Source organism: Pararhodobacter sp. (genome assembly GCF_034676545.1).
GTDB lineage: Bacteria > Pseudomonadota > Alphaproteobacteria > Rhodobacterales > Rhodobacteraceae > Pararhodobacter.
In genome coordinates, this window is the sequence record NZ_JAUCBZ010000015.1 from 1,318,707 (window position 1) to 1,345,681 (window position 26,975).

The following is a 26,975-nucleotide window of genomic DNA, read 5'->3' on the forward strand; positions in this document are numbered from 1 at the left end:
GTTCAGCCCCCGGCAGCTTGCGCCGCACTCAGGGCGGCATCCCAGAACGGGTTGGCAAACAGCAGGATCATCGCCACGACGAAGCAATAAATCGCGGTGGATTCGATCATCGCGAGGCTGACGAACAGGGTGCGCGACAGGGTTGCGGCGGCATCGGGTTGCTGCGCGATGGCGCTGAGTGCCGTCGAGGCGGCCTTCCCCTCGCCCAGGGCGGGGCCGATGGCGCCGAGGGATACGGTGAACCCGGCGGTAAAGATCGAGATCGCGGCGATGATGGCAAGGTCGGTCATGGGGTGGTGTCCTTTGCAGGTTCTGGGGCGTCAGCGGTGGCCGACGAGATGTAAACCGTGGCGAGGATGGCGAAGATATACGCCTGAATGACGCCGGTCAGCAGGCCAAGCATGTTCATCACCACGGGAAAGAAAAACGGTGCTACGGTCAGCAGGATCGCGGCAATCACCGCGCCGCTCATGACGTTGCCATACAGGCGGATCGCCAGCGAAATCCCGCGTGAAAACTCGCCGATGATGTTGAACGGCAGCATCACGACCGAGGGCTGGATATAGGTTTTCAGATAGCCGCCAACCCCGCGACTGCCGATGCCGAACAGCGGCACCGCGATCAGCACCGACAACGCCAGTGCCGCCGTCGTCGAAAGCGAGGCGGTGGGCGTATCAAAGCCGGGGATCACGGTCAGCACATTGGCGGTGACGATGAACAAGAACAGCGTGCCGACGAAATACAGGATGCGCGGGTCGCGGCGGTCGGTGACCTCGGCGATCTGGGTGACGATGCCGCCGACGATCACCTCGAGCATGGTGCGCCAGCGGTTCGGCGGCACATCGGGGCGCAGGTTGCGTGTCACCAGCATGGATACGCCAACCAGTGCGGCCATGATCAGCCAGGTGTTGAAAATCGTCGCGTTGATGGCGACAGGGCCGAGGGTAAAGACGATGGTGGCGTCGGGGGTCAGCTCCATCAGCGGGCCTCATTGGTCGTGGGGCGGCGAAAGATTGCGAGAATGGCAAAGCGCGCCGCCAGAAAGGCAAGGGCAAAGCCGGCCAGCGCCCACGGTCCTTGCGCGGCGATCAGCCAGCCAGCGCCCAGCAGCAGCGCGATGCGGATCGCGGCGCTCAACAGCAACACGGGCGTTGGCCGCGCCGTGCGCAGCGCCAGCCGCATCCCCCAGGCCAGCCCGGCAAAGAACAGCACACTGGCGACAGCCCCCGCCAGGGCGCCCAAGCCCAGCCATGTCCAGTCCAACGTGCTCATTTGCGGCCCCTTTCGCGGTCGATCCAGCGCCAGGCGATCATCGCGCCCAGCACCACGCCGCCCAGCAGCAAGGCGATGGTCCATGAGAAATTCTGCGGCGCGATGCGGTCCAGCCACAGGCCCAGAAACACGCCGCCAACGCTGGGCACGGCAATCGACCAGCCGATCACGCCGAACGCACCGACACCGCGCAGCGGGCTGGGGCCGGGGTTGTCGCGGGCGTCCTTGATGCGCTGTGCGCGTTGGCCGATGGAGTCGGCGGATTTGTCGTCTTGCCGTGTCATGGGTTGACCTCGCGCAGGCTGGCAAAGCGGCGTACCATGTCGGCCTCGAGCCGGGACAGGGCGGCGCGGGCCACACGTTCTTCGTCGTCGAGACTGGCGAACTGGCTACCGACCGTGTCGTGCAACCCATCGAGGCTGTCACTTTCGACGCCGCGCCGTACGGTGATTTCGACCTGTGCGCCTTTCTTGACCAACAGCCCCTCGTCGATGCCGAAAATGCGTTCCGCCCCGTCGGCTTGCGCGATCAACAGGACCGAGGGGACCAGAGCCGTGACGAAGTCGATATGATTGGGCAGGATGCCAAAGCCGCCATCCACCGCCTCGCCGCGCAGACGGGTGGCGGGGCCGTCGAACAGGATCCGGGACGGCAGACGCAGGCAGATGTGCATGTCTGTGTTCATGCCGCCGCCTTTTCCAACTCGTTCAGAGCGCCGATCATGTAATAGGCGCTTTCCGGGTGCTCGAAGGTGGTTTGCGACAGGATCGTCTCGCAACCGTCCAGCGTATCGGCAATCGGCACCGAACGCCCGACGGTGCCCGCCGCCGCGCCGACGGTGAAAAACGGTTGCGTCAGGAAGCGTTCGAGGCGGCGGGCGCGGGCGACCACGGCGCGGTCATGGGCCGAGAGTTCCTCGATGCCCAGCATAGCGATGATGTCGCGCAGCCCTTCGTATTCCGCCAGCGTGCGGCGCACGCCGCGGGCGATGTCATAGTGACGCTGGCCCACGACCGATGGCGTCAGCATCACCGAGGTCGAGGCCAGTGGATCGACCGCCGGATAGAGCCCCTCGCTGGCGCGTTTGCGCGACAAGACCACCGAGGCCGAGAGGTGCGAGAAGATATGCGCGGCCGCCGGGTCGGTGAAATCGTCGGCGGGGACATAGACCGCCTGTATCGACGTGATTGAGCCTTTGCGCGTCGAGGCAATGCGTTCTTCCAGCGTCGCCAGTTCGGTGGCCAGCGTCGGCTGGTAGCCCACCCGCGACGGCATCCGACCCAGCAGGCCCGAGACCTCGGACCCCGCCTGCACGAAGCGGAAGATATTGTCGATCAACAGCAGAACATCCTGCCCCCGGTCGTCGCGGAAATATTCGGCCATCGTCAGCGCGGATTTACCAACCAGAAACCGCACGCCGGGGGCTTCGTTCATCTGGCCAAACACCATCACCATCTTGTCGCGCACACCCGCGTCGCCCATCTCGCGCCACAGCTCCTCGGCCTCGCGTGAGCGTTCGCCGATGCCGCAAAACAGGCTGACGCCGTGGTAGTGTTCAACGGTGTTGTGGATGAGTTCACTGAGCAGCACGGTCTTGCCAACGCCTGCGCCGCCGAACAGGCCGGTTTTGCCACCGCGCTCGATGGGCGATAACAGGTCGATCGCCTTGATCCCGGTTTCCAGCACCTCGGCGCGCAGCACGCGGTCAGACAGTTTCGGCGGAGGCTGATGGATCGCCCGGCGCAAAGCGGCTTTTGGCGGCGGTAATCCGTCAAGCGGTTCGCCAAAGACGTTCAGCATCCGGCCCAGCACCGCGTCGCCCACTGGCACCATGATTCCGCCGCCGCTATCGGTCACGGCAGCCCCCAGACCGAGGCCGCGCACCGAGCCAAGCGCAATGCAGCGCACCACGCCGTCACCGACCAGCGATGCAACCTCCAGCACAACGCCGCCGACCTCAAGCTGCGTGTGAATGCGCGGCACATGGTCCTTGAACGCCACATCCACGACACCGCCACGAATGGCGACCACGGTGCCGTCTTGTTGGGTGGCTTCGGTCATGGGCTGCTCGCTCGTCCTGGCCTTGCGACCCATTGTTGGAAATGCGCCATCCTCAAAACCCTTCGCATTTCGTCAAAATCATCATGCCCTTGTACCGACATTCCCGACGGTGGTGCATTGATCTGGATTAACTGGCCGCCATCCTGTCGGACGTCAGAAGACAATGCGGCCAGCGGCGGATTCCGCAACCATAAGATGTGCGGCCTTCGCGGGTGTTGACCTGCGTTAATGCAGGCTCTGGCGACAGGGGCCATCATGTCTGCGACAGCAGGTTTCACACGAGAGGACAGCACCATGGCAACCCGCGAAAACACCACCTCGGAGCATCAGCAGGCCCTGAATGCGTCGCAAGTGCTCTTTACCGCAAACCCGGCCTTCCTTGCGCCTCAGGCAAAGCATGCCTTGCAAACGCAGGAGCGCTTTTTTGACGAGGCCGAGAAATTCGCAGCGGCTTGGTTCGAGCGCCGTCGGGAAGCGACCCAATCCCTGATCGACGCGGCGCGCCGGATTGCGTCTGCGGGTCAGGGGGATCCGTCGAACGCCCTGACGGAGATCATTGAATGGCGCACAAAATCAATGGAGCGCCTCGCGGAAGACATGAAGGATTACACCACCATGCTTGGCCGCTGCGCCGGAACGGTTGTCAAAGAAGAGGCCGAGGTGGTGGAGGAGTTGTCCGAAACCATGACGCGGGCGACCACAACCAGCAAATCCAAGCCGCTGTAAGCGAATCTTTTGGGAGGGAGTGCGATGGATCGCAAAGACGCCTATCAGGACAAGTTGCAGGCCCAGCTCGATGTCTGGAAAGCCGAAATTGCCAAGCTTCGGGCAAAGGCCGACTTGGCGCAGGCCGATGCAAGGCTGAAATATATGGAAGAAATCGACGGGCTTCGTGCGTATCAGAAAAAAGCCGAGGCGCGGCTGAAAGAGCTGCAAGACGCGCAGGGCGAGGCCTGGAAAGACGTGAAATCCGGTGTCGAGGCGGCGTGGGACGAGATGAGCGATGCCATGAAAAGCGCCTGGAAGCGACTTTCCTGATCACCACCTTTCGAAGGCGACACAAATGAAAAGGCTGCGATCGTATTGACCGCAGCCTGTTTTGTTGGGTCGGTGTGCTACGCCCCAGCACCCGGGCCCCGATGTCACCCCTCAGCGCTGGAACACATAGCTGCCGGGGGCATCCTCCATTGGCACGGCGCGAGTCTTGGCGCCACCCATGTGCGGCGGTGCCTGGGTTCCGGTGGATTGCGCGCGCAGCCAGGGCGCGAACGCCAACCACCATGAGCCATCCGTCACCGGCGTTTGCGCGCGCCAATCCTCTGGCGGGACGTAGTTATGCGCGTCCGGCGTTGTCTTGATCTGGTAGCTGCGCCGTGCCCGCCCCGGTTCGCTGACGATCCCGGCATTATGCCCGCCCGAGGTCAGGACAAAGGTGACGTCGGTGTCGGACAGGATGTGCAGTTTATAGACCGACTGCCACGGCGCCACATGGTCGCCCGTGGTCGAGACACAGAACACCGGCACCGAAATATCGGTGATCGCGATCGGCTTGCCGTTGACCTTGAACTGCCCCTTGGACATCTGGTTGTCCAGATACAACTGGCGCAGGTATTCGCTGTGCATCCGATAGGGCATCCGCGTCGGATCGGCGTTCCAGGCCATCAGATCGAACATGTCCTGCCGTTCGCCCATCAGATACTCGCGCACCAGACGCGACCAGACCAGATCGTTCGACCGCAGCATCTGGAATGCGCCCGCCATCTGTTTGGTGTCCAGATAGCCCTGATCCTTCATCATGTGCTCAAGGAACGACACTTGGCTTTCACTGGTGAACAGTTGCAATTCGCCGGGGTCCTCGAAATCGACCTGCGTGGCCAGCAGCGTCAAGGACTTCAGCCGATCATCGCCGTCGCGCGCCATTTGAGCCGCCTTGGCCGACATCAGCGTGCCACCCAGACAATAGCCGACGCCATGCACTTTGGTATCCGGCACAATCCCGCCAACCGCGTCCAACGCCTCGCTGACGGCGTTGATATAGTCATCCATGCCGATGTCGCGATCCTCGGCAGTGGGGTTGCGCCACGAGACCATGAACACGGTAAAACCCTGTTCGACCAGGAAATTCACCAGCGAGTTATGTGGCGACAGATCAAGGATGTAGTATTTCATGATCCACGCCGGCACGATCAGTATCGGCTCGGCGGTGACGGTTTCGGTTTGCGGCGCATACTGGATCAGTTCCATCAGGTGCGACCGGAAAACCACCTTGCCCGGCGTCACCGCCACATCGCGGCCCGGCAGATAGTTTTCGGTTCCGGCAGGGGGCCGTCCTGAGATCGTGCGCTCCCAGTCCTCGAACAGGTTCTGCGCCCCGCGCACAAGGTTGGCACCGCCTTCTTGCGTGGTCTTGGCCAGGACTTCGGGGTTGGTCCACAACCCGTTCGACGGCGACATCATGTCGAGCATCTGCCGCACGGCAAAGGACACCGCCTGTTCATCGCGGCGCGACATGCCGTCGATATCGTTGGTGGCATTGTACCACCATTGCTGATTCAACAGGAAACTCTGATAAGCCAGATTGAACGGCCATTTCTGCCATTCGGGCGCGGCAAAGCGCTTGTCATGGGGCAGGGGCAGGATGCAGGGATCAACCTGCTTGTTCTGCATCTGCTGGCCCGTGGTGGCGGCGAGGCGCAACGCCTTGCGCGCTGCCTTTTCAAGCAGTTGTGTCCGCTTTCCGGGTGAGCCCGCCAGATGGACCCCCCAGTTGAAAAACGTCGAGGATATCCCGAAGGGCGTCAGGCCCAAGGTCAGGCGGGCCAGATTGGCCTTGAACACATGATCCAGGCTTTCGGAGCGATGCGTGTCCGGCGTGATCTCGGCGCAGCGTAGGCCCAACTCGGGCGGGACCGGGTCTCGTGCCGGGGCTTTGACGGGTGCTGCCACATCCGGCGCAACGGTCGCGGGATTCGTGGCAAGTTGGGGCTGGATCGGCACAACCGTGCTGGATTTGGCGCTGTGCTTGTTTTTCGACCGTGACATGGCTTTCCAATCAAATTTCAAAAGCGGGTTGCCGCCCGCCTGGATTTGGCACGCGGCACAAGACGAATGATGCATCGGGACGTGACCGAGGGCTTCCGCGAGGAGCGTCCCTCGGTCGTCTGCTCAGTGTGGTGTCGCGGGCTCATTGGGGGATGCGCCCGCGATCAGGTCACAGCTTGCAGGTCTTGATGCCAAAAATCCGATACATCGGGCAGTTGCCGACGGCCGCCGTGCCCAGCATCACCAGCCCGATCACGACGCTGGCATAGACAACCCATGTCGTTGAAAACAGCGCCCAACTGGTCACAAAGGGCAACACGATCAACAGCAGCCCGACCACGGCGCGGATGCCGCGATCCACAGTTCCCATATTGATGCTCATGGCGTTCTCCTTTTCTGGGTGATCCCTGCGCGAAACGCATTGGGGTTTCGCATCAAGACGACGATAGCAAACAATCAGACCTGCGGCGTTAACGCCCGTTAACGGTCAGGCCTCTCTCTCAGTCTTGTCCTGACGCCCCGGCACGATAGGCGGCGGCAATTGCCTTGCGGATCTCGCTGGGTTGCGTGTCCACGGCCTGCGCCAAGCCGCGCAATTCGCGGCGCAACCCGTGGATCTGATCCAGCAGCGACAACACCACCGGCACCGCGTCGGTCGGCAAGGACATATCCTTGCGCAGATCGCAGACCAGCCGGATCCGGGCCACATCAAGGTCATCAAAAGCCGGGCCGTTGTCGCTGATCGCCGGTTTGATCCAGCCTTCGCGCACCCAAAGCCTGAGTTCCTTCAGTTGCACACGGCGCACCATCGCCACAACATCGCGTTCATCCAGCATCACACATCCCTCCAGAGTTTGGCACGGGGGTCGTCGGTCACATGGGCGCGCCAGCGCTGGGCAATGGCCTCCATCTCGGCATCGGGTTTGGCCGGGGTGACGACTTTCAGGCGCACATACTGATCGCCCGCAGCGCCTTTGGCCGGCGCAACGCCCTTGCCCTTGAGCCGCAACCGCTGGCCGGTCGTCGCGCCCTTGGGAATGCCCATCGAGACCTTGCCCGACAGGGTCGGCACCTCGATCTTGGCCCCCAGGATGGCCTCGTCAAAGCGGATCGGCACCTCGACCTCGATGTCGTTGCCGTCGCGGGTAAAGACCGGATGCGTGCCGACACTCAGTTCGACATAGGCATCCCCCGCCCGACCGCCGCCGAGCCCCGGCTGGCCCTTGCCCTTGAGCCGCAGCGTCTGGCCGTCGCGCACCCCCGCCGGGATCGTCAGGTCAATCGCAGTCCCATCGGGCAAGGGAACCGCCCGTTTCGCGCCTTGTACGGCATCCAGGAAATCCACCGCCAGATTATAGCGCACATCCGCGCCGCGCGCCGCGAAGCCCTGCGCGCGACCACCACGCGCCTGTGCGCGGCGCCCGAACAGATCCGAGAACACGCCGGACAGATCCTCGAAATCGCCATACCCCGCGCCGGAATCGTAGCGTCCGCGCGGGTCGGCGTTGGCGTGATCGCGGTAATATTGCCGCTGCGGGCGTTCCTGTCCGCTGGCGTCAATCTCGCCCGCGTCAAAGCGTTTGCGCTTGTCGGCGTCGCCCAGAATATCATTGGCGGCCGAGATCGCCTGAAACCGGGCGGCCTTGTCGGCGTCACCCGGATGCAAGTCTGGATGCAAGGCTTTGGCCAGCTTGCGATAAGCCTTCTTGATTTCGGCCTGCGACGCATCCCTGGCCACTCCCAGAGTCTTGTACGGGTCATCAGTCATCACGTTCGACCTCTTGGTTGCGCGGCGTTTCAACACGCAACCCCTGAGCCAAGTCGCGCAGCGCCTCTTCGTCCAGCGTTTCGACCTCCAGCAAGCGGCCGGCGGCGTTTTCCAAGATATCGCGATTGCGGGTCAGAATTTCCAGAGCCTGTGCGGATACGTCGCGCAGAATCTCGCGTACCGCGGCATCCAGCGCCTTGGCGGTTGCCTCGCTGTAACTGCGTTCAAAATAGGCCGGTGCGCTGCCGTCGCCCAGAAAGCTGTTTCTGTCGCGCTCGTAGCTGACATTGCCCAGTTCGGCATCCATCCCGTAGCGCGCCACCATCGAGCGGGCGATATCGGTGGCGCGGGCCAGATCATCCGAGGCACCGGTGGACAGATGCCCGAACACCAGCTGTTCCGCCGCGCGCCCGCCCATCAGCACCGCGATCTTGTCGCGCAACTCGGATTCGGTCATCAGGAACCGGTCCTCGGTCGGGCGTTGGATCGTATAGCCCAAAGCGCCAATGCCGCGCGGAATGATCGACACCTTGTGCACCGCATCCATGCCCGGCAGCGCTAACGAGACCAGCGCATGACCCATTTCGTGATAGGCGACAATCTCGCGCTCACGCGGGTTGATCAGACGATTGCGCTTTTCAAGGCCCGCCACGATACGCTCGATTGCATGGGTGAAATCCTCTCTGGTCACATGGTTTGCGCGCCGTCTGGTGGCCAGCAAGGCGGCCTCGTTCACCAGATTGGCCAGATCGGCACCGGAAAACCCAGTGGTCAGGGCGGCAATGTCGTCCAGCGCCATTTCCGGGGCCAGTTTGATCTTTTTCATGTGTACTTGCAGGATCTGCACCCGCCCGGCGCGGTCCGGGCGATCCACCAGAACCTGCCGGTCAAACCGACCCGCGCGCAGCAATGCCGGATCCAGGATCTCTGGGCGGTTGGTCGCTGACAAAAGCACCACGCCGACACTGGGGTCGAACCCGTCCAACTCGGACAGGAGCTGGTTCAAGGTTTGCTCGCGCTCGTCATTGCCGCCCTGAATGGTCCCGGCACCCCGTGCGCGGCCAAGCGCGTCGAGTTCGTCGATAAAGATGATGGCCGGGGCGGCCTTGCGGGCTTGTTCAAAAAGGTCGCGCACGCGGGCGGCGCCCACGCCGACGAACATCTCGACAAATTCCGAGCCCGAAATGGAGTAGAACGGCACCCCCGCCTCGCCGGCCACCGCGCGCGCCAGCAACGTCTTGCCGGTGCCCGGCGGACCGACCAGCAGGATGCCCTTCGGCATCCGCGCGCCAAGAACGCCGTATTCCTTGGGGTTTTTGAGGAAGTCGATCACCTCCTGCAATTCGGCCTTGGCCTCGTCGACGCCCGCGACGTCCGCGAAGGTAACCTTCGTGTCGCTTTCAACATAGACCTTGGCCTTGCTTTTGCCGATTGCCATCATGCCGCCGACACCGCCGCCGCCGCCCATCCGCCGCAGCGCGAACATCCAGATGCCGACGAAGAACAGCGCCGGAAGTACCCAGGACAGAAGCGTGGTGAACCAAGTGTTTTCGACCGCTCCCGAATAGGTTACGCCGGTGCCCTGTAGCCGGTCGGCAAGCTCGGGCGTCACCGGGGTTGTCACGAACCCGGTCTTGCCCGCTTGCGGCGAGGCGAAAGTTCCGCTGATCGTATTGCTGCCGATCACGACATTCTCGATCACCCCTTGGTCGAGGTATGTTTCAAACTGACTATAGGGAATCGCCTCGATCGTCTGGCTCTGGACCCAGAGATCCCGAATGAAAACAACCCCCATGACGGCGATCAGAATGTACCAGATATTGATTTGCGTCTTGCCGTTCATTGCGGGTCTCCAGGGTGTGCGCGCCGTGGCTTGGCCGTGCCTTTTGAGTGTATCGTGTGGAGTCGGCAGAGCAAATTCGCCCGCCAAAGCGTGTTGATCTTAAGCTGGTCTGGGTGTGGCGGCGTTGATGCCCGTCAATGTCGCGCGGCGATTTCTGCGGAATCCGGGTTCGTTCTGTTGATCTGTGCGCCGAAAGCTGGTTGCAAGAATGGCAGGTATGTCGGACATTGTGAAATGGCGACTGGGGTGCCAAACCCAGCAAGATCGCACCATAAGGGCTCGATTCGCGAGAATTTGCTTGCATCTGCGGGATAATTTGCTTTTATGTCGGTCATAAGTCTTGTCTTGACCGACAAAGCTTGTCTTCAGCCAGCGCGCAGTAGGAGAGGCAATGACCGACCTCAAGGGACAAATCGCAATCGTGACCGGTGCGTCGGGTGGCCTGGGCGCGCGGTTTGCGGAGGTTTTGGGTCGCCATGGCGCAACTGTCGCCCTGGCCGCGCGACGGCACGACCGGTTGGAGGCCCTCGCCACGACACTGACGCAAGAGGACATCCGCTGTGCCTCGTTTTCCTTTGATGCCGAGGATCCCGCGGCCGCCGAGCGTTTGATCGACGACGTGACCCAGCGGTTGGGCCAGCCAACCCTCTTGATCAACAACGCCGGTATCAGCCTGCCCGGGCGCGCCCATGAGAGTTCGTTGGACGACTATGAACGGACAATGGCGGTGAACCTGCGCGCGCCGTGGCGATTGTCGCAACTGTGCGCCTCGCGCTGGATTGCGGCCAAAAGTGGCGGTGCGATTGTCAATGTGGCGTCCATGCTGGCAGAGCGGGTTGGTCCCGGCGTTTCGCTGTATTGCATGTCCAAGGCGGCTCTGGCGCATATGACCGCTTGTCATGCCGTCGAATGGGCGCGTCACGGGATAAGGGTGAATGCGATTTGTCCTGGCTACGTTCGCACCGAAATCAATGATGAGTTTTGGGACACCAATCGCGGCCGCGCCGAGTTGAACCGATTGCCGCGCCGCAGGGTTGGCGCCCCGCAGGATCTGGATTCTGCCCTGTTGTTCCTGTGCGATCCGGCCAGCGGCTTTGTGAATGGTGCATCCATCACGGTGGACGATGCGCAAAGCTGGGTGCTATGAGATGACCGCATCGGACCTGCCTCCTGTCGATCCAACGCTGCTGCGCGATCCTGCGGCGGCGGTTCCTTTTGATCACGCGGCCTTGTCGACATTCCTGGCGTCCAAGGGGCATCGGCTGCGCGCGGGGCCGGTTCGGCAGTTCGCGGGCGGCTATGGCAACCTCAATTATCTGATCAAAGTGGATGAAACCTGGGCGGTCTTGCGGCGGCCACCGCTGGGCGAAATTCCCAAGGGTGCCAATGACATGGCGCGCGAGTATCGCTCGCTTTCCGTGCTGGCGCCGGTCTGGCCGCTTGCGCCGCGGCCGCTGGCGTTTTGCGAAGATGTCAGCGTGCTGGGCGCGCCCTTTCTTATTTCGGAGTTTCGCGAAGGATTGCCCCTGCACGGAACCCAGCCACTGGGCACAGCGATGACCGCGGCACAGGCCCGCGATCTGTCCCTGTTGCAAATCGAGATCCTGACCCAGTTGCATGGCTTCGATATTGCCGCGATTGGCGCGCAGGGCCTGGGCCGGGCCGAAGGCTTTGCCGCGCGGACCTTGCGGGGATGGAGCGCGCGGTTGCATGGCAGCGGGTCCGTGCCGCCGCCCGAGGCCTTGTCGTTGTTCAAACGACTGACCGAGGCCCCTCCCGCCGATCAGCGCGTCAGCGTCATTCACAACGATTTCAAGCTGGATAACGTGGTGGTCGATCCTGTCACGCTGGTGCCGACGGCGGTGCTGGATTGGGACATGTCGACGCTGGGTGCGCCGATGTTCGATCTGTCGACGATGCTCACCTATTGGTGCGAGCCGGCGGATCCGGCGGGGCTGCGGGCCACGAACCTGACCCATTCCGACGCACAAGGTGCCCTGACCCGACGCGAGTTGGCCGAAGCCTATGTCCGCGCCTCAGGGTTCGACAGCGCCCAGGACGAGGCCGATCTGCGCGTCTTTCTGGCGCTGGCCTTTGCCAAGCTGGGCGTCGTCTATTTGCAACTTTACGATCGGTTCCTGACCGAGCCCGAGGGCTACGCCAGAAACCGGAAATTCGGAGCCGCAGCGCCGGGTGCCTTTGCACTGGGTAACGACGTGCTCGATGGCAACGTGATCTAAGGAGAGCCAGATGGCCAAGCACTATAGTGACGTGACGATCCGCGCAAAGGCCGACGCCGTTGACGATCTGGCCGAACAGGTCCGCGAGTTCGTGATCCGCGACTGCATCCCGCTTGAAGATGCATGGCGCGCCACCGGCAAATCGGTCAGCGAAGAACTGCGCCGCGACTTGATGGCCAGCGCGCGTGCCGCTGGCGTCTACGGCCTGCATTTGCCGGCGGAATTCGGCGGTGCCGGGACAGATCATCGCGGCAAGGCCAAGATCCTTGAGGCGGCGGGTTATTCCATGCTTGGGCCGTTGGCGCTGCATTGCGCCGCCCCGGATGAGGGCAACCAGCACATGCTTGATGTTGTGGCCGAAGGCGCGCATCGCGAGGAATACCTGCGCCCCCTTTGCGAGGGCGAGCGGTCGTGCTTCTTGATGACCGAGCCGGGTGGCGCGGGCTCCGATCCGGCACGGTTGAAAACCGTCGCGATCAAGGACGGCGATGACTATGTGATCAACGGCCGCAAATGGTTCATTACGGGCGCGATCGGGTCGCAGTTTGCCATCATCATGGCCCGCGATGGCGAGGCCGCCAATGCGCCGCCCACCATGTTTCTGGCGCCGATGTCCACACCCGGTATCAACATCGTGCAGCCGCTGGATGTGATCGCCCATGACAGCACCGGCGGGCATTGCATCGTCGATCTGGACAATGTGCGGGTGCACAAGTCGCAGATTCTGGGCGAGCCGGGTCTGGCGTTCCGGTATGCGCAGGTGCGGCTTGCCCCGGCGCGGCTGACGCATTGCATGCGCTGGCTGGGTGCGGCGGAACGCTGCCACGATATCGCCCGCTCGCATGCGGCGCAGCGTGAGTTGTTCGGCAACAAGCTGGGCAATCATCAGGGCGCCAGCTTCATGCTGGCCGACAATGAGATCGACATCTACGCCTCGCGGCAGGTGATTGCCCATGCTTGTGCGGTGCTCGACAGTGGCTCGCAGGGGCGGCATGAAAGCAGCATGGCCAAGGTATTCGTCTCCGAAGCGACAAGCCGGGTCGTTGACCGGTCGGTGCAGTTGTTGGGCGGCATCGGCGTGACCGGGTTGACGCAGGTTGAGCATATCTACCGCTCGATCCGCTCGTTCCGCATCTACGATGGCCCGTCCGAGGCGCACCGCATGGCCATTGGCCGCCGGGTCTTGCCGCGCGGCAATGATCTTCAACCCAGCCTGACCGACTTCTGAACCCCGGTTCCTGAACCCAAAGGGATACGCCCGATGCTTCTGCCGCCGCTCACTGATTATGTCCGCGATAACGCGGCCTATACGCGCCCTGCGGCCCCCGCGACGTTCAATTTTTGCGACGTCATCGACGGGTATGCCGAGGACCCGACGCGGGAGGCCCTGATCTGGCTGAACGCGGCGGGCGACGAGCGGCGGCTGAGTTTCGCCGACATCCGCGACGGGTCAAAACGCATCGCGGCGGTGTTGCGGGCGCAGGGCATCGGGCGCGGCGACCGGGTTCTGATCATGCTGCCGCGGATCCCGGAATGGCAATTGGTGATGATGGCAGCGTTTCGTCTGGGCGCGATTGCAATTCCCTGCATCACCATGCTGACCGCCAAGGATCTCAAGTATCGGATGGAGGCGACGCGACCCAAGGCGATTGTCACAATCCCCTCGGAAGTGTCCAAATTCGACGGGCTGACCGAGGGCGTGGCAACATTGATCGTGCCCTACGGCGCTGACAAGGCACCGGGCTGGGATGATCTGTTGACGCTGGCTGCGGGGCAGGGGCTGGAGATCGCCACCGAGCGCATGACCGCCGATGAAGGCGCGCTGTTGTATTTCACCTCGGGCTCGACGGGGCAGCCAAAGGGCGTGCTGCTATCGGCTTACTTCCCGCGCGCCTATTATGAATGCTCGGCCTATTGGTTCGATCTGAATGCCCAGAGCCGTGATGATACGATGTGGGGCACCTCGGATACCGGCTGGTCGTTTTCGCTGACCGCGACGATGGTCGGGCCTTGGCTGGCGGGTGTGCGGGCGCTGACCTACGACGGGCCGTTCGAACCCGCCAAGCGGTTGGAGATCATCCAGCGCTACGGGGTCACCGTGTTCGCGGCGGCGGCCAGCGAATTCCGGCACATGCTGGGGCAGGATATCGAATCTTATGACTTGTCGCGTTTGCGCCTGTCGGCCACGGCGGGCGAGTCGCTGGATGGGCCGACCGCAAGCAACTGGATGCGCCGCGCCGGGTGTCGCATCCACGAGGCCTATGGCCAGACCGAGGCGCTGATGGTGATCGCCAATTATCCGGTGACAGCAATCAAGCCCGGCGCGATGGGCCTGCCGCTGCCCGGCCTGCCGATCGACGTGATTTCCGAGGAGACGCTGACGGTTCTGCCCGCTGGCAAGGTCGGCCATGTGGCGATCCGCATGCCGATGGAAGGCATGATGCTGGGGTATTGGCAGGCCCCGGAAAAGACCGAAGAGTGCTTTGTGACCAATGACTTGGGAGAGCGTTGGTATATCACCGGCGACCTGGCCCGCAAGGATGCCGACGGGTATTTCTGGTACGAGGGGCGCTCGGACGATGTGATCAACACCGCGGGTTACCGGGTGGGCCCGGCCGAGGTTGAAGGCGCCCTCATGGCGCACCCGGCGGTCAAGGAATGCGCCGCGGTCGCCAGCCCCGATGACGAGCGCGGCGAGGTGATCAAGGCGTTCATCGTGTTGCATGATGGACATGTGCCCAGCCCCGAACTGGCCAAGGACATTCAGAACTTTGCCAAACGCGAAACCGCCCCCTACAAGTATCCGCGCCGCATCGCGTTTCTCGATGAGTTGCCAAAAACCGTGACGGGCAAGATCCGTCGCAAGGAATTGCGCGACCAAGAGGCTGCGAATGCCGGGCGAGATTAGCAACAAGGGATTTGGCATGAACACTCACGACACCTTGGATCCGGTGCCCGCATATCGGCAATTGGCAGATCAGATTGCAGATCAAATTCTGGCGGGTGAAATCCTGCCCGGCAATCAGCTGCCCTCCGAGACCGTTTTGGCACAGACGTTTGGTGTCCACCGCTCGACGGTACGCGAGGGGATACGGCTGCTCGAGGAAACCGGGATGCTGCGGCGCAAGTCGCAAAAGCGTCTGGTGGTCAGCGTGCCCGATGGCACCCACCTGGCCGGGCGCACCGCGCAAGCCTTGGTCATGCAGCAAATCACCGTGCGCGATCTCTATCAGGCCAATGTCGCCTTTGATCCGGTACTGGCCGGTTTGGCCGCTGCCAATGCCAGCGGAACCCAGATCACCCGGCTGCACCGCAATCTGCGCGAGACGCGGCTTGCGGCCAAAGATCTGGAGCAACTGGCGGTGTTGGATGCAGAATTTCATCTGCTGGTCTGTGAGGCCACCAACAACCCCATTTTTCAGACCATGCGCCAACCATTGCACGATCTGTTCCTGCCGATGGTCTCGGATCTGGTGCACCAGATCGACACCTCGGGCCGCATGATCACCGCCCACGAGAAAATCGTGGCCGCAATCGAGGTGCGTGATGAAATCGAGGCCGCCGCCTGGGCGCGGCGTCATATCGAGGATTTCAAGCGCGGCTATCTGAAGGCGGCGCTCGATTTCGACAAGCCCGTGAAAATGGCACGGATGAGGCATTTATGACTGCAAATACCGCGCTGGCCGGCCTCAGGATCGTCTCGATGGCCGAGCAATTTCCCGGCCCCTTGGCCACCATGATCCTGTCGGACATGGGGGCGGACGTGATTCAGGTGGAGCGCCCCGGAACCGGCGATCCGTCGCGCTTCCTGACCGGGTTTTTCGAGGCGATGAACCGCGGCAAGCGCAGTGTCGCGCTGGATATCCGCAAGCCCGAGGACAAGGCGGAATTGCTGGCGTTGCTGCAAGGCGCGGATGTGTTTCTGGAAGGGTTCCGGCCCGGTAAACTGGCCCGGCAGGGGTTGGGGTATGACGATTTGTCCGCGCTGTTCCCGCAGCTTGTTTATTGCTCGATCACCGGCTACGGGCAAACCGGCCCCTATCGCGACCGCCCTGGCCATGACCTGACCCTGCAAGGCATCGGCGGCGCGCTGGAAGAACGGCTCAAGGGCGACGTGCAGGGTCTGCCGCCGTCGCTGCTGTTGGGCGACAATGCCTCGGGCCTGTTCGCGGTGATCGGCATCCTGTCGGCGCTGCGGGCGCGCGATCGTACCGGGCAGGGCACGTTCGTAGATATTTCCATGTCGGATTCGGTGACCACGCTGCTGGCCTCGGCCGTCGGCATGGAGGGCCAGGACGGCGATCCGCCGCCTCAGGCCGAACCCGCCTATGATATCTTCACCTGCGCCGATGGTGCCTGGATCACCCTGTCGATTGCGCATGAGAACGCGTATTGGGACCGTCTGTGCGCCGACCTCGGGCTGGAGGATCTGATCGGGATGCAACGGCCCGCGCGGGTCTCGCAACGCAGCCCGTTGCGCGACCGGATCGCTGCGGTGATCGCCACGCGCACACGCCGCGCGTGGGAGCCGATCATGGAAGCTGCGGGCCAGATGTGGGGCCCGGTGAACCACCTGGCCGACCTGCCGCAAGACCCGCATATCCGGCACCGCGCGTTGCTCCAAGAAATCACCCGCGCGGATGGTGGCACGCAATGGGTGGTGCGCCAGCCGATCCAGTTTTCGGCCTATGCCAACGCGCCCCTGCGGCGTGCTCCGGCGCTCGATGAGCATCGCGGAGCACGCTTTGCGGATGACATGCCGCCCGAGTCTTGAACGCTTGGCGTGGCAGACGGCGCGGATGACACCGGGTGGCGGGCAAACACGAACCTGACCAGGGCTGCCATGGGAGAATGCGGCTTTGAGACCCATCGCAAGGAGGAAATGGTGGATAAATTTCTGGTGGAACCGCAATGGCTTGAGGGGCAACTCGGGCAAGGCGACCTCGTGTGCCTCGATTGTTCGTGGTATATCCCCGAGGCTGGCAAATCGGCGCGTGCCGAGTTCGAGCAAGGCCATATCCCCGGCGCACAGTTCTTTGATCTGGACGCGGCATCCGATCCGACATCCGCCTATGTGAACATGCTGCCGAGCGCCGCGCAATTTGCCGCGGTCGCATCATCGCTGGGCATTTCCGCCAACACCCGCGTCGTGATCTACGATTCCAGCTATGTCTCGGCGCGGGTCTGGTGGATGTTCCGGCACTTTGGGCATGACACTGTGGCGGTGCTCAATGGCGGCTGGAAACGCTGGCACGCCGAGGCGCGCCCCATCGAGACCGGCCCGGCGACCAAGGTGCAGCCGGTGGTCTTTGACGCCCGACCCAAGGCACACGGCGTTGCCGACTGGGTGGCGGTGCAGGCGGCCCTGGGCAATGGCGGGGCCAGCGTCGTGGATGCCCGCACGCGCGAGCGTTTCACCGGCGAATTGCCCTCGGGCTATCCGGGTGTTGCGGGGGGGCATATGCCGGGCGCGGTGAATGTGCCGTGGTCGGGCCTGTTGCCGCAATCCGGGGCATTCACCTTTGCCGACCCGGAAGCCGCGCGTGCCGTCCTGACAGATGCCGGTGTCGATCTGGAGAAACCGGTCATCGCCACCTGCGGCTCGGGCGTCACGGCGGCGATCGTGCTGTTTCAGATGGCACGGATCGGCAAGACCGATGTCACGCTATACGACGGATCCTGGCACGAATGGGGCCAGCGCGACGATTTACCCAAGGAGTCCCTGTCATGAGCACACATATCGGCAGCACATTGGTGCGCACCGGGCGGCCGCATGGCGCCGGCGTGACCTCGGTCAACCCGCCGCTGGTGCGGGCCTCGACCTTTGTGTTCGAGACCCTCGCGCAGTTTGAAACCGCCAGCAAAACCCCGTTTGACGTGCCGTTTTATGGCCGTGTCGGCACCCCCACGACCTTTGCCTTTGAAGAGGCGATGGCCGAACTTGAAGGGGCGCACCGCGCGATTGCCACGTCGTCGGGGGTGTCGGCAATTTCTGCCGTGTTGCTGGCGTTTCTCCAGCAGGGCGATCATTTGCTGGTCGTCGATACCGTCTATGAACCGGTGCGCCGCTTTTGCAGCCGGATGTTGACCCGGATGGGCGTGGAGACGACGTTTTACGACCCCGAGATCGGCGCGGGGATTGCCGATCTGATCCGCCCGGAAACGAAACTCGTGTATCTGGAATCGCCGGGGTCAGGCACGTTTGATGTGCAGGATGTGCCCGCAATCGTTGCCGCGGCCAAGGCCGCGGGCATTCACACGGCGATTGACAACACTTGGGCGACGCCCTTGTTCTATCGACCGCTGGAGCACGGCGTCGATGTCTCGATCCATGCGGCGACCAAGTATATCGTTGGCCATTCCGACGCGATGCTGGGGGTGATCAGCACCAATGCCGAGGTCTATGACGCGGTGCGCCGCGCGAGTCAGGATCTGGGGGCCTGCGCGGGGATCGAGGAGTGCAATCTGGGCCTGCGCGGCCTGCGCACCTTGCAGGTACGGTTGCAGCGCCACGAATCCACCGCGCTGATGCTGGCGGAATGGCTGGCGGAGCAACCTCAGATCGCCCGTGTCTTGCATCCGGCGCTGCCGTCCTGCCCCGGCCATGCCGTGTGGAGTCGCGATTTCGATGGTGCGGCAGGGCTGTTTTCGGTCGAGCTGACCGCCCGCGATCCCGAGGCCAAGCGCGCCTTTATCGACGCGCTGGATATGTTCAAGATCGGCTTCAGTTGGGGCGGGTATGAGAGCCTCGTGCTGCCGATGAACCCGGCGGCGCGAAGCCTGCCGCGCTGGTCCGCACTTGGCCCTGTGGTGCGGTTGCAGATCGGCCTTGAGGACCCGCAGGACTTGCGCGCTGATCTGGCGCAGGCGCTGGCGGCGATTCCCGCCTGAGTCCTCCCTTTACCTTTGCGACAACGAAAAAAGGGGGCGTCACCGCCCCCTTCCAGATCTCGGCACACGTCGGCACCGGATGATTACTTGCGGTCATCATCCTCGTGTTCGTCGTCATCCTCGTCCTCGGCCTCGGTGCCCGACGGCAGCGAGAAGAAGCTCTCTGCGTCAGAATAGTCGCGGCGCTCCGCGGCGTCTTCGGCCTTTTCGGCCTCATCCATACCGCCCAGGGTGAAACCCTCCAGCCCGGCAATCGAGCGCGGTAAACGTGGCTCGGCGGGCATGTCCAGCGATTGCTCGGTCGACACCAGTTTGCGACGCTCATCATCGCTCATCACGCCACCCTCGGACGCCTTTTTCTTGGCGGCCTTTTGCACCTCAGCGTCCAGTTCCGACTGACGGCACAGGCCAAGCGCAACCGGGTCGATCGGCAGGATGTTCTGGATGTTCCAATGCGTGCGCTCGCGGATCGCCTGAATCGACGGATTCGTCGTGCCGACCAGCTTGCGGATCTGTGCATCGGCCAGTTCCGGGTGGAATTTCACCAGCCACAGGATCGACGCGGGCCGGTCCTGACGTTTGCTCAACGGTGTATACCGCGGGCCCCGGCGCTTTTCTTCGCCGACGGCGGCCGGGTTGTGCTTGAGCTTGAGAACATAGGCGGGGCTGACCTCGGCCTTTTTGATCTCGGCTTCGTCCAACTGGTTGTGGGCAATCGGATCAAAGCCCTTCACGCCGGTTGCAACGTCGCCGTCAGCGATGCCTTGAACCTCAAGTTCGTGAAGGCCGCAGAAATCGGCGATCTGCTTGAAGCTCAGGGTCGTGTTGTCCACCAGCCAGACGGCGGTGGCTTTTGCCATCAGGGGTTTTGACATCATGTCGGTCCTTCATCGTGCGAGGCGCGCGCACACCGGCGCACCTGCCGGAGAACCGGCCACGACCGCCGGGCCGTGCATCCTCGATTTCGGGGAATAGGGCGTATATAAGCGCCTTGCCGTTCCGAGGAAAGAGAAAATGCGCCCACACACCCGACTGTCCATCGCCATTGTGCTGTTTATTGCTGCCCTGACGCACACTGCCACCGCGCAAAACCGTGCTGGTGAGTTTGATCACTATCTTTTGGCCCTCAGCTGGATCCCAGCCTATTGCGCCGGCGACGGCGATGAGCGCCGCGATCCGCGCTGCGACGGTGGGTCGGCGATCGGCTGGGCCGTGCACGGGTTGTGGCCGCAGTATGACGGCGGCGATTGGCCGGAGTATTGCAACACCGTGCAATCCGCACCCTCGCGCCGGGAAACCGCAGAGCAATCCGATCTGTTCGGAACCTCCGGCTCGGCGTGGCATCAGTGGAACAAGCACGGCCGCTGCACCGGCCTGTCGGCGCGCAATTATTACCGATTGGTGCAAGAGGCCGTGGATCGCATAGAGCTGCCGGAAATTTTCGACGGAATCACCCGCGAACTCAACGTGGACCCCGATGTCGTCGAGGCCGCCTTCATCGAGGCCAACCCGGCGCTGACCCATGACATGCTGGTGACCACCTGCGCTCACGGTGATCTGGTCGAGCTGCGCGTCTGCCTGACCCGTGATCTGGAGCCGCGCGTCTGCGATCCGGCCACCCTGCGGCGCGAATGCCGGTTGAACGCGGCAACCTTGCTGCCGTTGCGCTGAGGGCTGACTGTCGGCTTTTCTTGGCAGCGCCAATGAGCTAACAGAGCGCCAAACCCGTGATGTAGCGATAGGTCTGGCGATGAAATTCACCCTGTCTTGGCTCAAAGAGCACCTCGAAACCGACGCAACCCTCGATGATATTGTCGAGGCGTTGACCGATCTGGGCCTTGAGGTCGAAGACGTCATGGACCCGGCGGCAAGCCTTGGCGGGTTCCGCATCGCGCGGATTCTTGAATCGTCACCGCACCCCGACGCGGATCGCCTGCGTCTGTGTCGGGTTGAAACCTTCCCGGACGGGCCGGGCGGCAAGGCCGAGGAGGTGCAGGTCGTTTGCGGCGCGCCCAATGCGCGCACCGGGCTGGTCGGCGTGTTCGCCCCCGTCGGCACCTTCATTCCCGGCACCGGCGTCGATCTGAAACCGGGTGTGATCCGCGGGCAAGCCTCGAACGGGATGATGTGTTCCGAGCGCGAGTTGGAGATTTCCGACGAGCATGACGGCATCATCGACCTGCCAGCCGAGGCGCCTTTGGGCGTGCGCTATATCGACTATGCCAACCTCAACGACCCGATGATCTACATCAAGATCACCCCCAACCGCCCCGATGCGCTGGGCATTCACGGCATTGCCCGCGATCTGGCGGCGCGCGGTCTGGGCACGCTGAAGCCCATCGACGTCACGCCGGTCGTCGGCACCTTCCCCAGTCCGCTGCGCCCGGAAATTGATCCGGCGCTCGCGGCAAAGGGCTGCCCGATCTTCGCGGGCCGGGTGATCCGGGGGGTGAAAAATGGACCTTCGCCGAAATGGCTGCAACAACGGCTGCGCGCGATTGGCCTGCGTCCGATCTCAAAGCTGGTGGATATCACCAATTTCTTCACCTTCGCCTATAACCGCCCCCTGCACGTCTTTGACGTGGCCAAGGTCGCCGGTGATGCGCTGCGGATCCATCCGGCGCAGGGCGGCGAAGAGATCCTGGCGCTGGACGGCAAGACCTATGCGCTGCACGCCGGGATGATGGCGATTTCCGACGCAAACGGCGTCGAAAGCATCGCCGGGATCATGGGCGGCGAGGCCACCGGCTGCACCGACGACACCACCGAGGTGTTCGTGGAATCCGCTTATTGGGACCCGATCACCGTGGCCACCGCCGGGCGCGCGCTGAAAATCAACTCGGATGCGCGCTATCGCTTTGAGCGTGGCGTGGACCCTGAGTTCACCATCCCGGGCCTTGAATTGGCGACCCGCATGATCCTCGATCTGTGCGGCGGTGAGGCCAGTGCGCTGGCGGTTGACGGCACCGTGCCCGACACCACCCGCGCCTATAGGTTCGACGCGGCAAAGGTTGCCAGCCTTGTCGGCATGGACATTCCCGAGGCCACGCAACGCGCCACCCTGACCGCGCTGGGCTTTGTGCTGAACGGCGACATGGCGACCGCACCGAGCTGGCGCCCAGACGTGCTGGGCGAGGCCGATCTGGTCGAGGAGGTCGCGCGCATTGCGTCCCTGAGCAAGCTTGAGGGCAAGCCCATGACGCGCGTCACGGCGGGGGTGCCCGCGCCAATCCTGACGCCGTTCCAGATGCGCGAACGTCTGGCGCGGCGCACGATGGCCTCGTTGGGTTATCACGAATGCGTGCATTACAGCTTTATCGACAAGCCGTCCGCGGTGATGTTCGGCGGCGGCGACGATGCCTTGTCGCTGCAAAACCCGATCTCCAGCGAGTTGTCGCATATGCGTCCTGATCTGCTGCCGGGTCTGTTGCAGGCCGCGGCCCGCAATCAGGCGCGCGGCTATATGGATGTGGCGCTGTTCGAACTGGGGCCGGTGTTTCACGGCGGTGAGCCGGGCGAGCAGGCGATTCACGCGACCGGGCTGTTGGTCGGGGCCAACGCCGCGCGCGATTCGCATGGCAGCCGCCGCGCCGTGGACCTGTTCGACGCCAAAGCCGATGCCGAGGCCGTTCTGGCCGCCATCGGTGCGCCCGCCCGGATGCAGTCGGATCGCACGATCCCCGGCTGGTTTCACCCGGGCCGCGCGGGCCGTCTGACGCTGGGGCCGAAATTGGCGCTGGCGGTCTTTGGCGAGGTTCACCCGCGCGTCCTGAAAGCCTATGGCCTCAAGGGGACCGCCGTCGCCTTTACCGTGTTCCCCGAGGCCGTGCCTCTGCCGCGGAAAGCGACCAGCACACGTCCGGCCCTGGCGCTGAATGATCTGCAAGCCGCCGAGCGTGACTTTGCCTTTGTGCTGGACGCGCAGACCGAGGCGATGAGCGTGGTCAACGCCGCTCAGGGCGCCGACAAGGCCCTGATCGAGTCGGTCACCGTGTTCGACGAATTCACCGGCGACCGGGCCGAGGCGCAGATGGGGGCGGGCAAGAAATCGTTGGCCATCACCGTGCGTCTGCAACCCCAGGACCGGACCCTGACCGAGAAAGACATCGAGGCGGTCAGCGCCAAGATCGTCGACAAGGTCAACAAGGCGACAGGCGGCACTCTGCGCGGCTAGGTCAGGTGCGCGGGTAATCAATCAACGGCGACGGTTTGGCAAAAGCGGTCAGATCGTCGCTGTCGGTGATCGTCACCGCCGAGCCGTCGAACACCACGCCATATTGCCGCAAGGTCTTGATCGCCCGCGACAAGTTCTCGGCGGTCATGCCCAGATACGACGCCAGTTTCCGCTTTTCGATGCGCAGCGAGAATTCATGGCTGCCCCCCTGCGCCCGCTGTTGGCGCAGCAGATAATTTGCCAGACGCTCGACCGAGGTGCGCAGCTTGAGGTCCTTGGAGGATTTCACCACCGAGCGATAACATTGCGCCAGTTCCACGACGATGTGGCGCGCAAATTCGGCGTCTTTCTCGAAGACCGCCCGCACATCGACCGAGGGCAGCAGCACCACGCGCGCCTTGTCCAGTGTCCGAGCCGACATCAGATACGGGCCATCCTTGATGGTTGCCGCCAGAATGAAGGTCGATACCGGCATCATGGTGGCCAAGGTCGTCTCGCGACCGTTCCACGTCGCATAGAGCTCGACGCTTCCCTCGATCACGACATGCAGGAAATCCGCCGGATCTCCTTCGCGGATCAAGTCGATTTGCGGCGGGAAATTCTGCACATAGGCGCCGCGAATGAGCGTCTGGTAATGCTCGTCCGCCATCCCGGCGAACAGATCAAGCGCGCGAATTTCCGGGTACTGATGGGGAATCATTGGCAAGGTCTCGATTCAGAGGACGGGTCAGATCACCACTAAGATTGACTAAAGTCAATTGATCATTTGACTTATCTGATGTCTCCGACTGCGATTTTGTGACCTGTCCATAACAAAGGTTGACCGCGGAAATATTTTGGCAAAACTCTACCCGTGACTTGATCTCGATCATGCGAAAGACCGGCGAGACGCGCTTTATCCGCTGTCAAAACGAGGCGTCACAATGACGCCCATTTTGCGAAAGGACATGTGATGACGACAATGAGCGGCATACCGCGTGCGGATCAGACCCGCGCGCTTAGCCTCAGCACAATTGCCTTTACGCTCAACTTTGCGGTCTGGACGATCTTCGCGATCATCGGTGTTCAGATCAAGACTCAGTTGGGCCTCAATGAAACCCAATTCGGCATTCTGGTGGCCACGCCGGTCCTGACCGGCTCGCTGACACGTTTGATGCTGGGTATCTGGACCGAACAATATGGCGGCCGGATCGTGTTCCCGATCCAGATGCTGCTGGCGGCGACGGCCACCTGGTTGCTGACCTTTGCCGAATCCTATCCGGTGTTCTTGCTGGCGGCCTTGGGCGTCGGCCTAGCCGGTGGCTCGTTCGCGGTTGGTGTGGCCTATGTCTCGCACTGGTATCCACGCGAAAAGCAGGGCACGGCTCTGGGCATCTTTGGCGCCGGGAACGTGGGGGCTGCGGTCACCAAATTCGGTGCTCCGTTCATCATGGTGGCCTTTGGCTGGGAAGCGGTCGCCAATATCTGGGCGCTGGGCCTGGCGGCGATCGCGGTCATCTTCTTCGTTTTTGCCAAGGATGACCCGGTCTTTGCCGCACGCCGCAAATCGGGTGCCAAACCGGCAACCGTCAGATCGCAACTCGAGCCGCTGAAGAACCTTCAGGTCTGGCGCTTCTCGCTGTATTATTTCTTCGTGTTCGGGGCCTTCGTGGCGCTGGCACTGTGGCTGCCGCACTATCTGGTGGACATGTATGACGTCGATATCCGCACGGCCGGTATGGCGGCGGCGGCGTTTTCGCTCTCGGCCAGTGTTTTCCGCGCCTATGGCGGCCACCTGAGCGACCGGTTCGGCGCACGGGCGGTCATGTACTGGACCTTCGGCTTCTCCTTGCTGCTGCTGTTCATGCTGTCTTACCCGCCGACCAGCTACACCATCCATGCCGTGCACGGGGACATCTCGTTTTCGACCAGCATGAGCTTTGGCCCCTTCGTGCTGATGATCTTTGCGCTCGGCTTTTTCATGAGCCTCGGCAAGGCGGCGGTCTACAAGCACATTCCGGTCTATTACCCCGATAACGTCGGCTCGGTCGGCGGCCTGGTGGGCATGATCGGTGGTCTGGGCGGCTTCGTGTTGCCCATCCTCTTCGGCGCTTTGCTGGATCTGACGGGGGTGTACACGACCTGTTTCGTGCTCTTGTTCGGTCTGGTCGCCGTTGCGTTGACCTGGATGCACATGGCGATTCGCAACATGGAACGCGCCCACCCCGAGGTGGCCCGCGATCAACTGCCGCAACTGCCTGAATTCGAGGGTATGACGATCCCGGCAGGGCCGTCTGCGGCGGTTCTGACCGAGTGGGAGCCCGAGAACCCGGAATTCTGGGAGAGAAAAGGCAAACGGATCGCCACACGCAATCTGTGGATCTCGATCCCCGCCTTGCTGCTCGCCTTCTCGGTGTGGATGGTCTGGTCCGTGGTTGTGGCGAAATTGCCTGCTATCGGCTTCGACTTCAACCAAGGGCAGTTGTTCTGGCTGGCCGCGCTGCCCGGTCTCTCGGGTGCGACGTTGCGGATCTTCTACAGCTTCATGGTGCCGATCTTTGGCGGCCGGTTGTGGACCACGCTGTCAACCGCCTCGTTGCTGGTGCCCGCCATGGGCATTGGTTACGCGGTGCAAGACCCTGAGACCCCGTACCTGATCTTCCTCGTGCTGGCGCTGCTGTGTGGTCTGGGCGGCGGTAACTTCGCCTCGTCGATGGCCAATATCAGCTTCTTCTATCCGAAGGCTGAAAAGGGTCACGCGCTGGCGCTGAATGCCGGTCTGGGTAACCTCGGCGTGTCGGTGATGCAGTTCCTGGTTCCGCTGGCGATCACCATGGGCGTCTTTGGCCTGATGGGCGGCGATCCGCAGCCTTTGGCTGACGGTGGCGAGCTGTGGCTGCAGAACGCGGGCTTTGTCTGGGTTCCGTTCATCATCCTCGCCACGATTGCCGCGTTCTTCGGCATGAACGACATCGCCTCGGCCAAGTCGTCCTTTGCCGATCAAGCGGTGATCTTCTCGCGGTACCACAACTGGATCATGTGCATCCTCTATACGGGCACCTTCGGCAGCTTCATCGGCTATTCCGCAGGCTTCCCGCTGCTGATGCGCACCCAGTTCCCGGATGTGAACGCACTGCAATTCGCGTTCCTCGGGCCGCTTGTGGGCGCACTCAGCCGCGCCGGCACGGGTTGGGTCTCGGATCGCTTCGGCGGTGGGCGGGTGACGCTCTGGGTCTTCGTCGGGATGATCCTGGCGGTGTTCGGTGTGCTGCAATTCCTGCCACTGAACGGCTCGGGCGGTAACTTCTGGATGTTCTTTGCCTGCTTCATGGCGCTGTTCTTCCTGACCGGCGTTGGCAATGCCTCGACTTTCCAGATGATCCCGGTCATCATGCGTCGCGAAGTGCCGCGCTTGATGCCCAAGCTTGATGCGGCAGCGGCGCAAAAGCAGGTCGAGCGTGAAAGCGCCGCGATCATCGCCTTTACCTCGGCGATTGCAGCCTACGGCGCATTCTTCATCCCGAAATCCTACGGCACATCCATCGCGATGACCGGAGGACCAGAAGCCGCACTTTGGGGGTTCGGGATTTTCTACGCGGTCTGTGTGGCGCTGACTTGGTACTACTACGCCCGTCGCAACGCACCGGTTCCTTGCTGAACCCATAAGGCACGCCGCTGGGCCACGGCCCGGCGGCCACCCATTCT

Annotated in this window: 26 protein-coding genes; 13 read left to right on the forward strand and 13 right to left on the reverse strand. The window is 62.9% G+C overall.

The window, feature by feature from the left end:
- Positions 1–2 precede the first annotated feature (2 nt).
- Genes VDQ28_RS09860 through atpD form a run of 6 tightly spaced genes read right to left on the reverse strand, consistent with a single transcriptional unit; the run spans position 3 to position 3,333 of the window.
- Positions 3–290: a F0F1 ATP synthase subunit C gene (locus tag VDQ28_RS09860; RefSeq protein ID WP_323035778.1), complete on the reverse strand. Its 288-nt coding sequence runs from the start codon at positions 288–290 to the stop codon at positions 3–5.
- Positions 287–979, reverse strand: a complete 693-nt coding sequence (locus VDQ28_RS09865) for a F0F1 ATP synthase subunit A (RefSeq protein WP_323035779.1) — start codon at positions 977–979, stop codon at positions 287–289. Before VDQ28_RS09865 ends, VDQ28_RS09860 begins: the two co-directional genes overlap by 4 nt.
- On the reverse strand, positions 979–1,272 hold the full coding sequence (locus VDQ28_RS09870) for an ATP synthase subunit I (RefSeq protein ID WP_323035780.1): 294 nt from the start codon (positions 1,270–1,272) through the stop codon (positions 979–981). Before VDQ28_RS09870 ends, VDQ28_RS09865 begins: the two co-directional genes overlap by 1 nt.
- Positions 1,269–1,556 carry an AtpZ/AtpI family protein gene (locus VDQ28_RS09875; protein ID WP_323035781.1) on the reverse strand — a complete coding sequence of 96 codons (288 nt, stop codon included), beginning with the start codon at positions 1,554–1,556 and terminating at the stop codon, positions 1,269–1,271. Before VDQ28_RS09875 ends, VDQ28_RS09870 begins: the two co-directional genes overlap by 4 nt.
- On the reverse strand, positions 1,553–1,957 hold the full coding sequence (locus VDQ28_RS09880) for an ATPase (protein WP_323035782.1): 405 nt from the start codon (positions 1,955–1,957) through the stop codon (positions 1,553–1,555). Before VDQ28_RS09880 ends, VDQ28_RS09875 begins: the two co-directional genes overlap by 4 nt.
- Positions 1,954–3,333: a F0F1 ATP synthase subunit beta gene (gene atpD, locus VDQ28_RS09885; protein WP_323035783.1), complete on the reverse strand. Its 1,380-nt coding sequence runs from the start codon at positions 3,331–3,333 to the stop codon at positions 1,954–1,956. Before atpD ends, VDQ28_RS09880 begins: the two co-directional genes overlap by 4 nt.
- 294 nt (positions 3,334–3,627) lie before the next feature.
- Here atpD and VDQ28_RS09890 point away from each other — a divergent pair, with 294 nt between their 5' ends.
- Both VDQ28_RS09890 and VDQ28_RS09895 read left to right on the forward strand, forming a co-directional pair.
- Positions 3,628–4,059, forward strand: coding sequence for a hypothetical protein (locus tag VDQ28_RS09890; RefSeq protein WP_323035784.1), 432 nt, complete (start codon positions 3,628–3,630; stop codon positions 4,057–4,059).
- A 24-nt stretch (positions 4,060–4,083) separates the two neighbouring features.
- On the forward strand, positions 4,084–4,371 hold the full coding sequence (locus VDQ28_RS09895; protein WP_323035785.1) for a coiled coil domain-containing protein: 288 nt from the start codon (positions 4,084–4,086) through the stop codon (positions 4,369–4,371).
- Between the two features lie 111 nt (positions 4,372–4,482).
- Here the strand turns inward: VDQ28_RS09895 and VDQ28_RS09900 are convergent, their stop codons facing one another.
- The 5 genes from VDQ28_RS09900 to ftsH all read right to left on the reverse strand — a co-directional run bounded on the left by VDQ28_RS09900 (position 4,483) and on the right by ftsH (position 9,986).
- Entirely contained in the window at positions 4,483–6,375 is a 1,893-nt protein-coding gene (locus tag VDQ28_RS09900; RefSeq protein ID WP_323035786.1) for a PHA/PHB synthase family protein, read from the reverse strand.
- A 169-nt stretch (positions 6,376–6,544) separates the two neighbouring features.
- A complete protein-coding gene (locus VDQ28_RS09905) occupies positions 6,545–6,757 on the reverse strand; it encodes a DUF2892 domain-containing protein (protein ID WP_323035787.1) in 213 nt (70 codons plus the stop codon).
- Positions 6,758–6,875: 118 nt separating this feature from the next.
- Positions 6,876–7,211, reverse strand: coding sequence for a chaperone modulator CbpM (locus VDQ28_RS09910; protein ID WP_323035788.1), 336 nt, complete (start codon positions 7,209–7,211; stop codon positions 6,876–6,878).
- A complete protein-coding gene (locus VDQ28_RS09915; RefSeq protein ID WP_323035789.1) occupies positions 7,211–8,143 on the reverse strand; it encodes a DnaJ C-terminal domain-containing protein in 933 nt (310 codons plus the stop codon). The genes VDQ28_RS09910 and VDQ28_RS09915 overlap by 1 nt, the downstream gene beginning before the upstream one ends.
- Positions 8,136–9,986 (reverse strand): ATP-dependent zinc metalloprotease FtsH, encoded by a 1,851-nt coding sequence (gene ftsH / locus VDQ28_RS09920; RefSeq protein WP_323035790.1) that lies wholly within the window; start codon positions 9,984–9,986, stop codon positions 8,136–8,138. Before ftsH ends, VDQ28_RS09915 begins: the two co-directional genes overlap by 8 nt.
- A gap of 391 nt (positions 9,987–10,377) precedes the next feature.
- Here ftsH and VDQ28_RS09925 point away from each other — a divergent pair, with 391 nt between their 5' ends.
- From VDQ28_RS09925 to metC, 8 genes are all read left to right on the forward strand, one after another.
- Positions 10,378–11,133 carry an SDR family NAD(P)-dependent oxidoreductase gene (locus tag VDQ28_RS09925; RefSeq protein WP_323035791.1) on the forward strand — a complete coding sequence of 252 codons (756 nt, stop codon included), beginning with the start codon at positions 10,378–10,380 and terminating at the stop codon, positions 11,131–11,133.
- Between the two features lies 1 nt (position 11,134).
- Positions 11,135–12,226: a phosphotransferase family protein gene (locus VDQ28_RS09930; protein WP_323035792.1), complete on the forward strand. Its 1,092-nt coding sequence runs from the start codon at positions 11,135–11,137 to the stop codon at positions 12,224–12,226.
- Between the two features lie 10 nt (positions 12,227–12,236).
- The gene (locus tag VDQ28_RS09935; protein WP_323035793.1) at positions 12,237–13,454 is read left to right on the forward strand and encodes an acyl-CoA dehydrogenase family protein; all 1,218 of its coding nucleotides are present in this window, start codon (positions 12,237–12,239) and stop codon (positions 13,452–13,454) included.
- Between the two features lie 33 nt (positions 13,455–13,487).
- Entirely contained in the window at positions 13,488–15,134 is a 1,647-nt protein-coding gene (locus VDQ28_RS09940) for an acyl-CoA synthetase (RefSeq protein WP_323035794.1), read from the forward strand.
- A gap of 16 nt (positions 15,135–15,150) precedes the next feature.
- Positions 15,151–15,891, forward strand: coding sequence for a FadR/GntR family transcriptional regulator (locus tag VDQ28_RS09945; protein WP_323035795.1), 741 nt, complete (start codon positions 15,151–15,153; stop codon positions 15,889–15,891).
- A complete protein-coding gene (locus tag VDQ28_RS09950; RefSeq protein WP_323035796.1) occupies positions 15,888–17,000 on the forward strand; it encodes a CaiB/BaiF CoA-transferase family protein in 1,113 nt (370 codons plus the stop codon). Before VDQ28_RS09945 ends, VDQ28_RS09950 begins: the two co-directional genes overlap by 4 nt.
- A 111-nt stretch (positions 17,001–17,111) precedes the next feature.
- Positions 17,112–17,957: a sulfurtransferase gene (locus tag VDQ28_RS09955; protein WP_323035797.1), complete on the forward strand. Its 846-nt coding sequence runs from the start codon at positions 17,112–17,114 to the stop codon at positions 17,955–17,957.
- A complete protein-coding gene (gene metC / locus VDQ28_RS09960; RefSeq protein WP_323035798.1) occupies positions 17,954–19,117 on the forward strand; it encodes a cystathionine beta-lyase in 1,164 nt (387 codons plus the stop codon). Before VDQ28_RS09955 ends, metC begins: the two co-directional genes overlap by 4 nt.
- Before the next feature lie 83 nt (positions 19,118–19,200).
- Here the strand turns inward: metC and VDQ28_RS09965 are convergent, their stop codons facing one another.
- Positions 19,201–19,992 carry a DUF1013 domain-containing protein gene (locus tag VDQ28_RS09965; RefSeq protein ID WP_323035799.1) on the reverse strand — a complete coding sequence of 264 codons (792 nt, stop codon included), beginning with the start codon at positions 19,990–19,992 and terminating at the stop codon, positions 19,201–19,203.
- 139 nt (positions 19,993–20,131) lie between these two features.
- Between VDQ28_RS09965 and VDQ28_RS09970 the strand changes: the two genes are divergently transcribed.
- Positions 20,132–20,788, forward strand: a complete 657-nt coding sequence (locus tag VDQ28_RS09970; RefSeq protein ID WP_323035800.1) for a ribonuclease T2 — start codon at positions 20,132–20,134, stop codon at positions 20,786–20,788.
- Positions 20,789–20,867: 79 nt separating this feature from the next.
- Positions 20,868–23,291 (forward strand): phenylalanine--tRNA ligase subunit beta, encoded by a 2,424-nt coding sequence (gene pheT, locus VDQ28_RS09975; RefSeq protein WP_323035801.1) that lies wholly within the window; start codon positions 20,868–20,870, stop codon positions 23,289–23,291.
- Between the two features lies 1 nt (position 23,292).
- Here pheT and VDQ28_RS09980 read toward each other — a convergent pair whose 3' ends face one another.
- Positions 23,293–23,991: a cyclic nucleotide-binding domain-containing protein gene (locus VDQ28_RS09980; RefSeq protein ID WP_323035802.1), complete on the reverse strand. Its 699-nt coding sequence runs from the start codon at positions 23,989–23,991 to the stop codon at positions 23,293–23,295.
- A 252-nt stretch (positions 23,992–24,243) separates the two neighbouring features.
- Between VDQ28_RS09980 and VDQ28_RS09985 the strand changes: the two genes are divergently transcribed.
- Entirely contained in the window at positions 24,244–26,928 is a 2,685-nt protein-coding gene (locus VDQ28_RS09985; RefSeq protein ID WP_323035803.1) for an MFS transporter, read from the forward strand.
- The last annotated feature ends 47 nt before the right edge of the window (positions 26,929–26,975 follow it).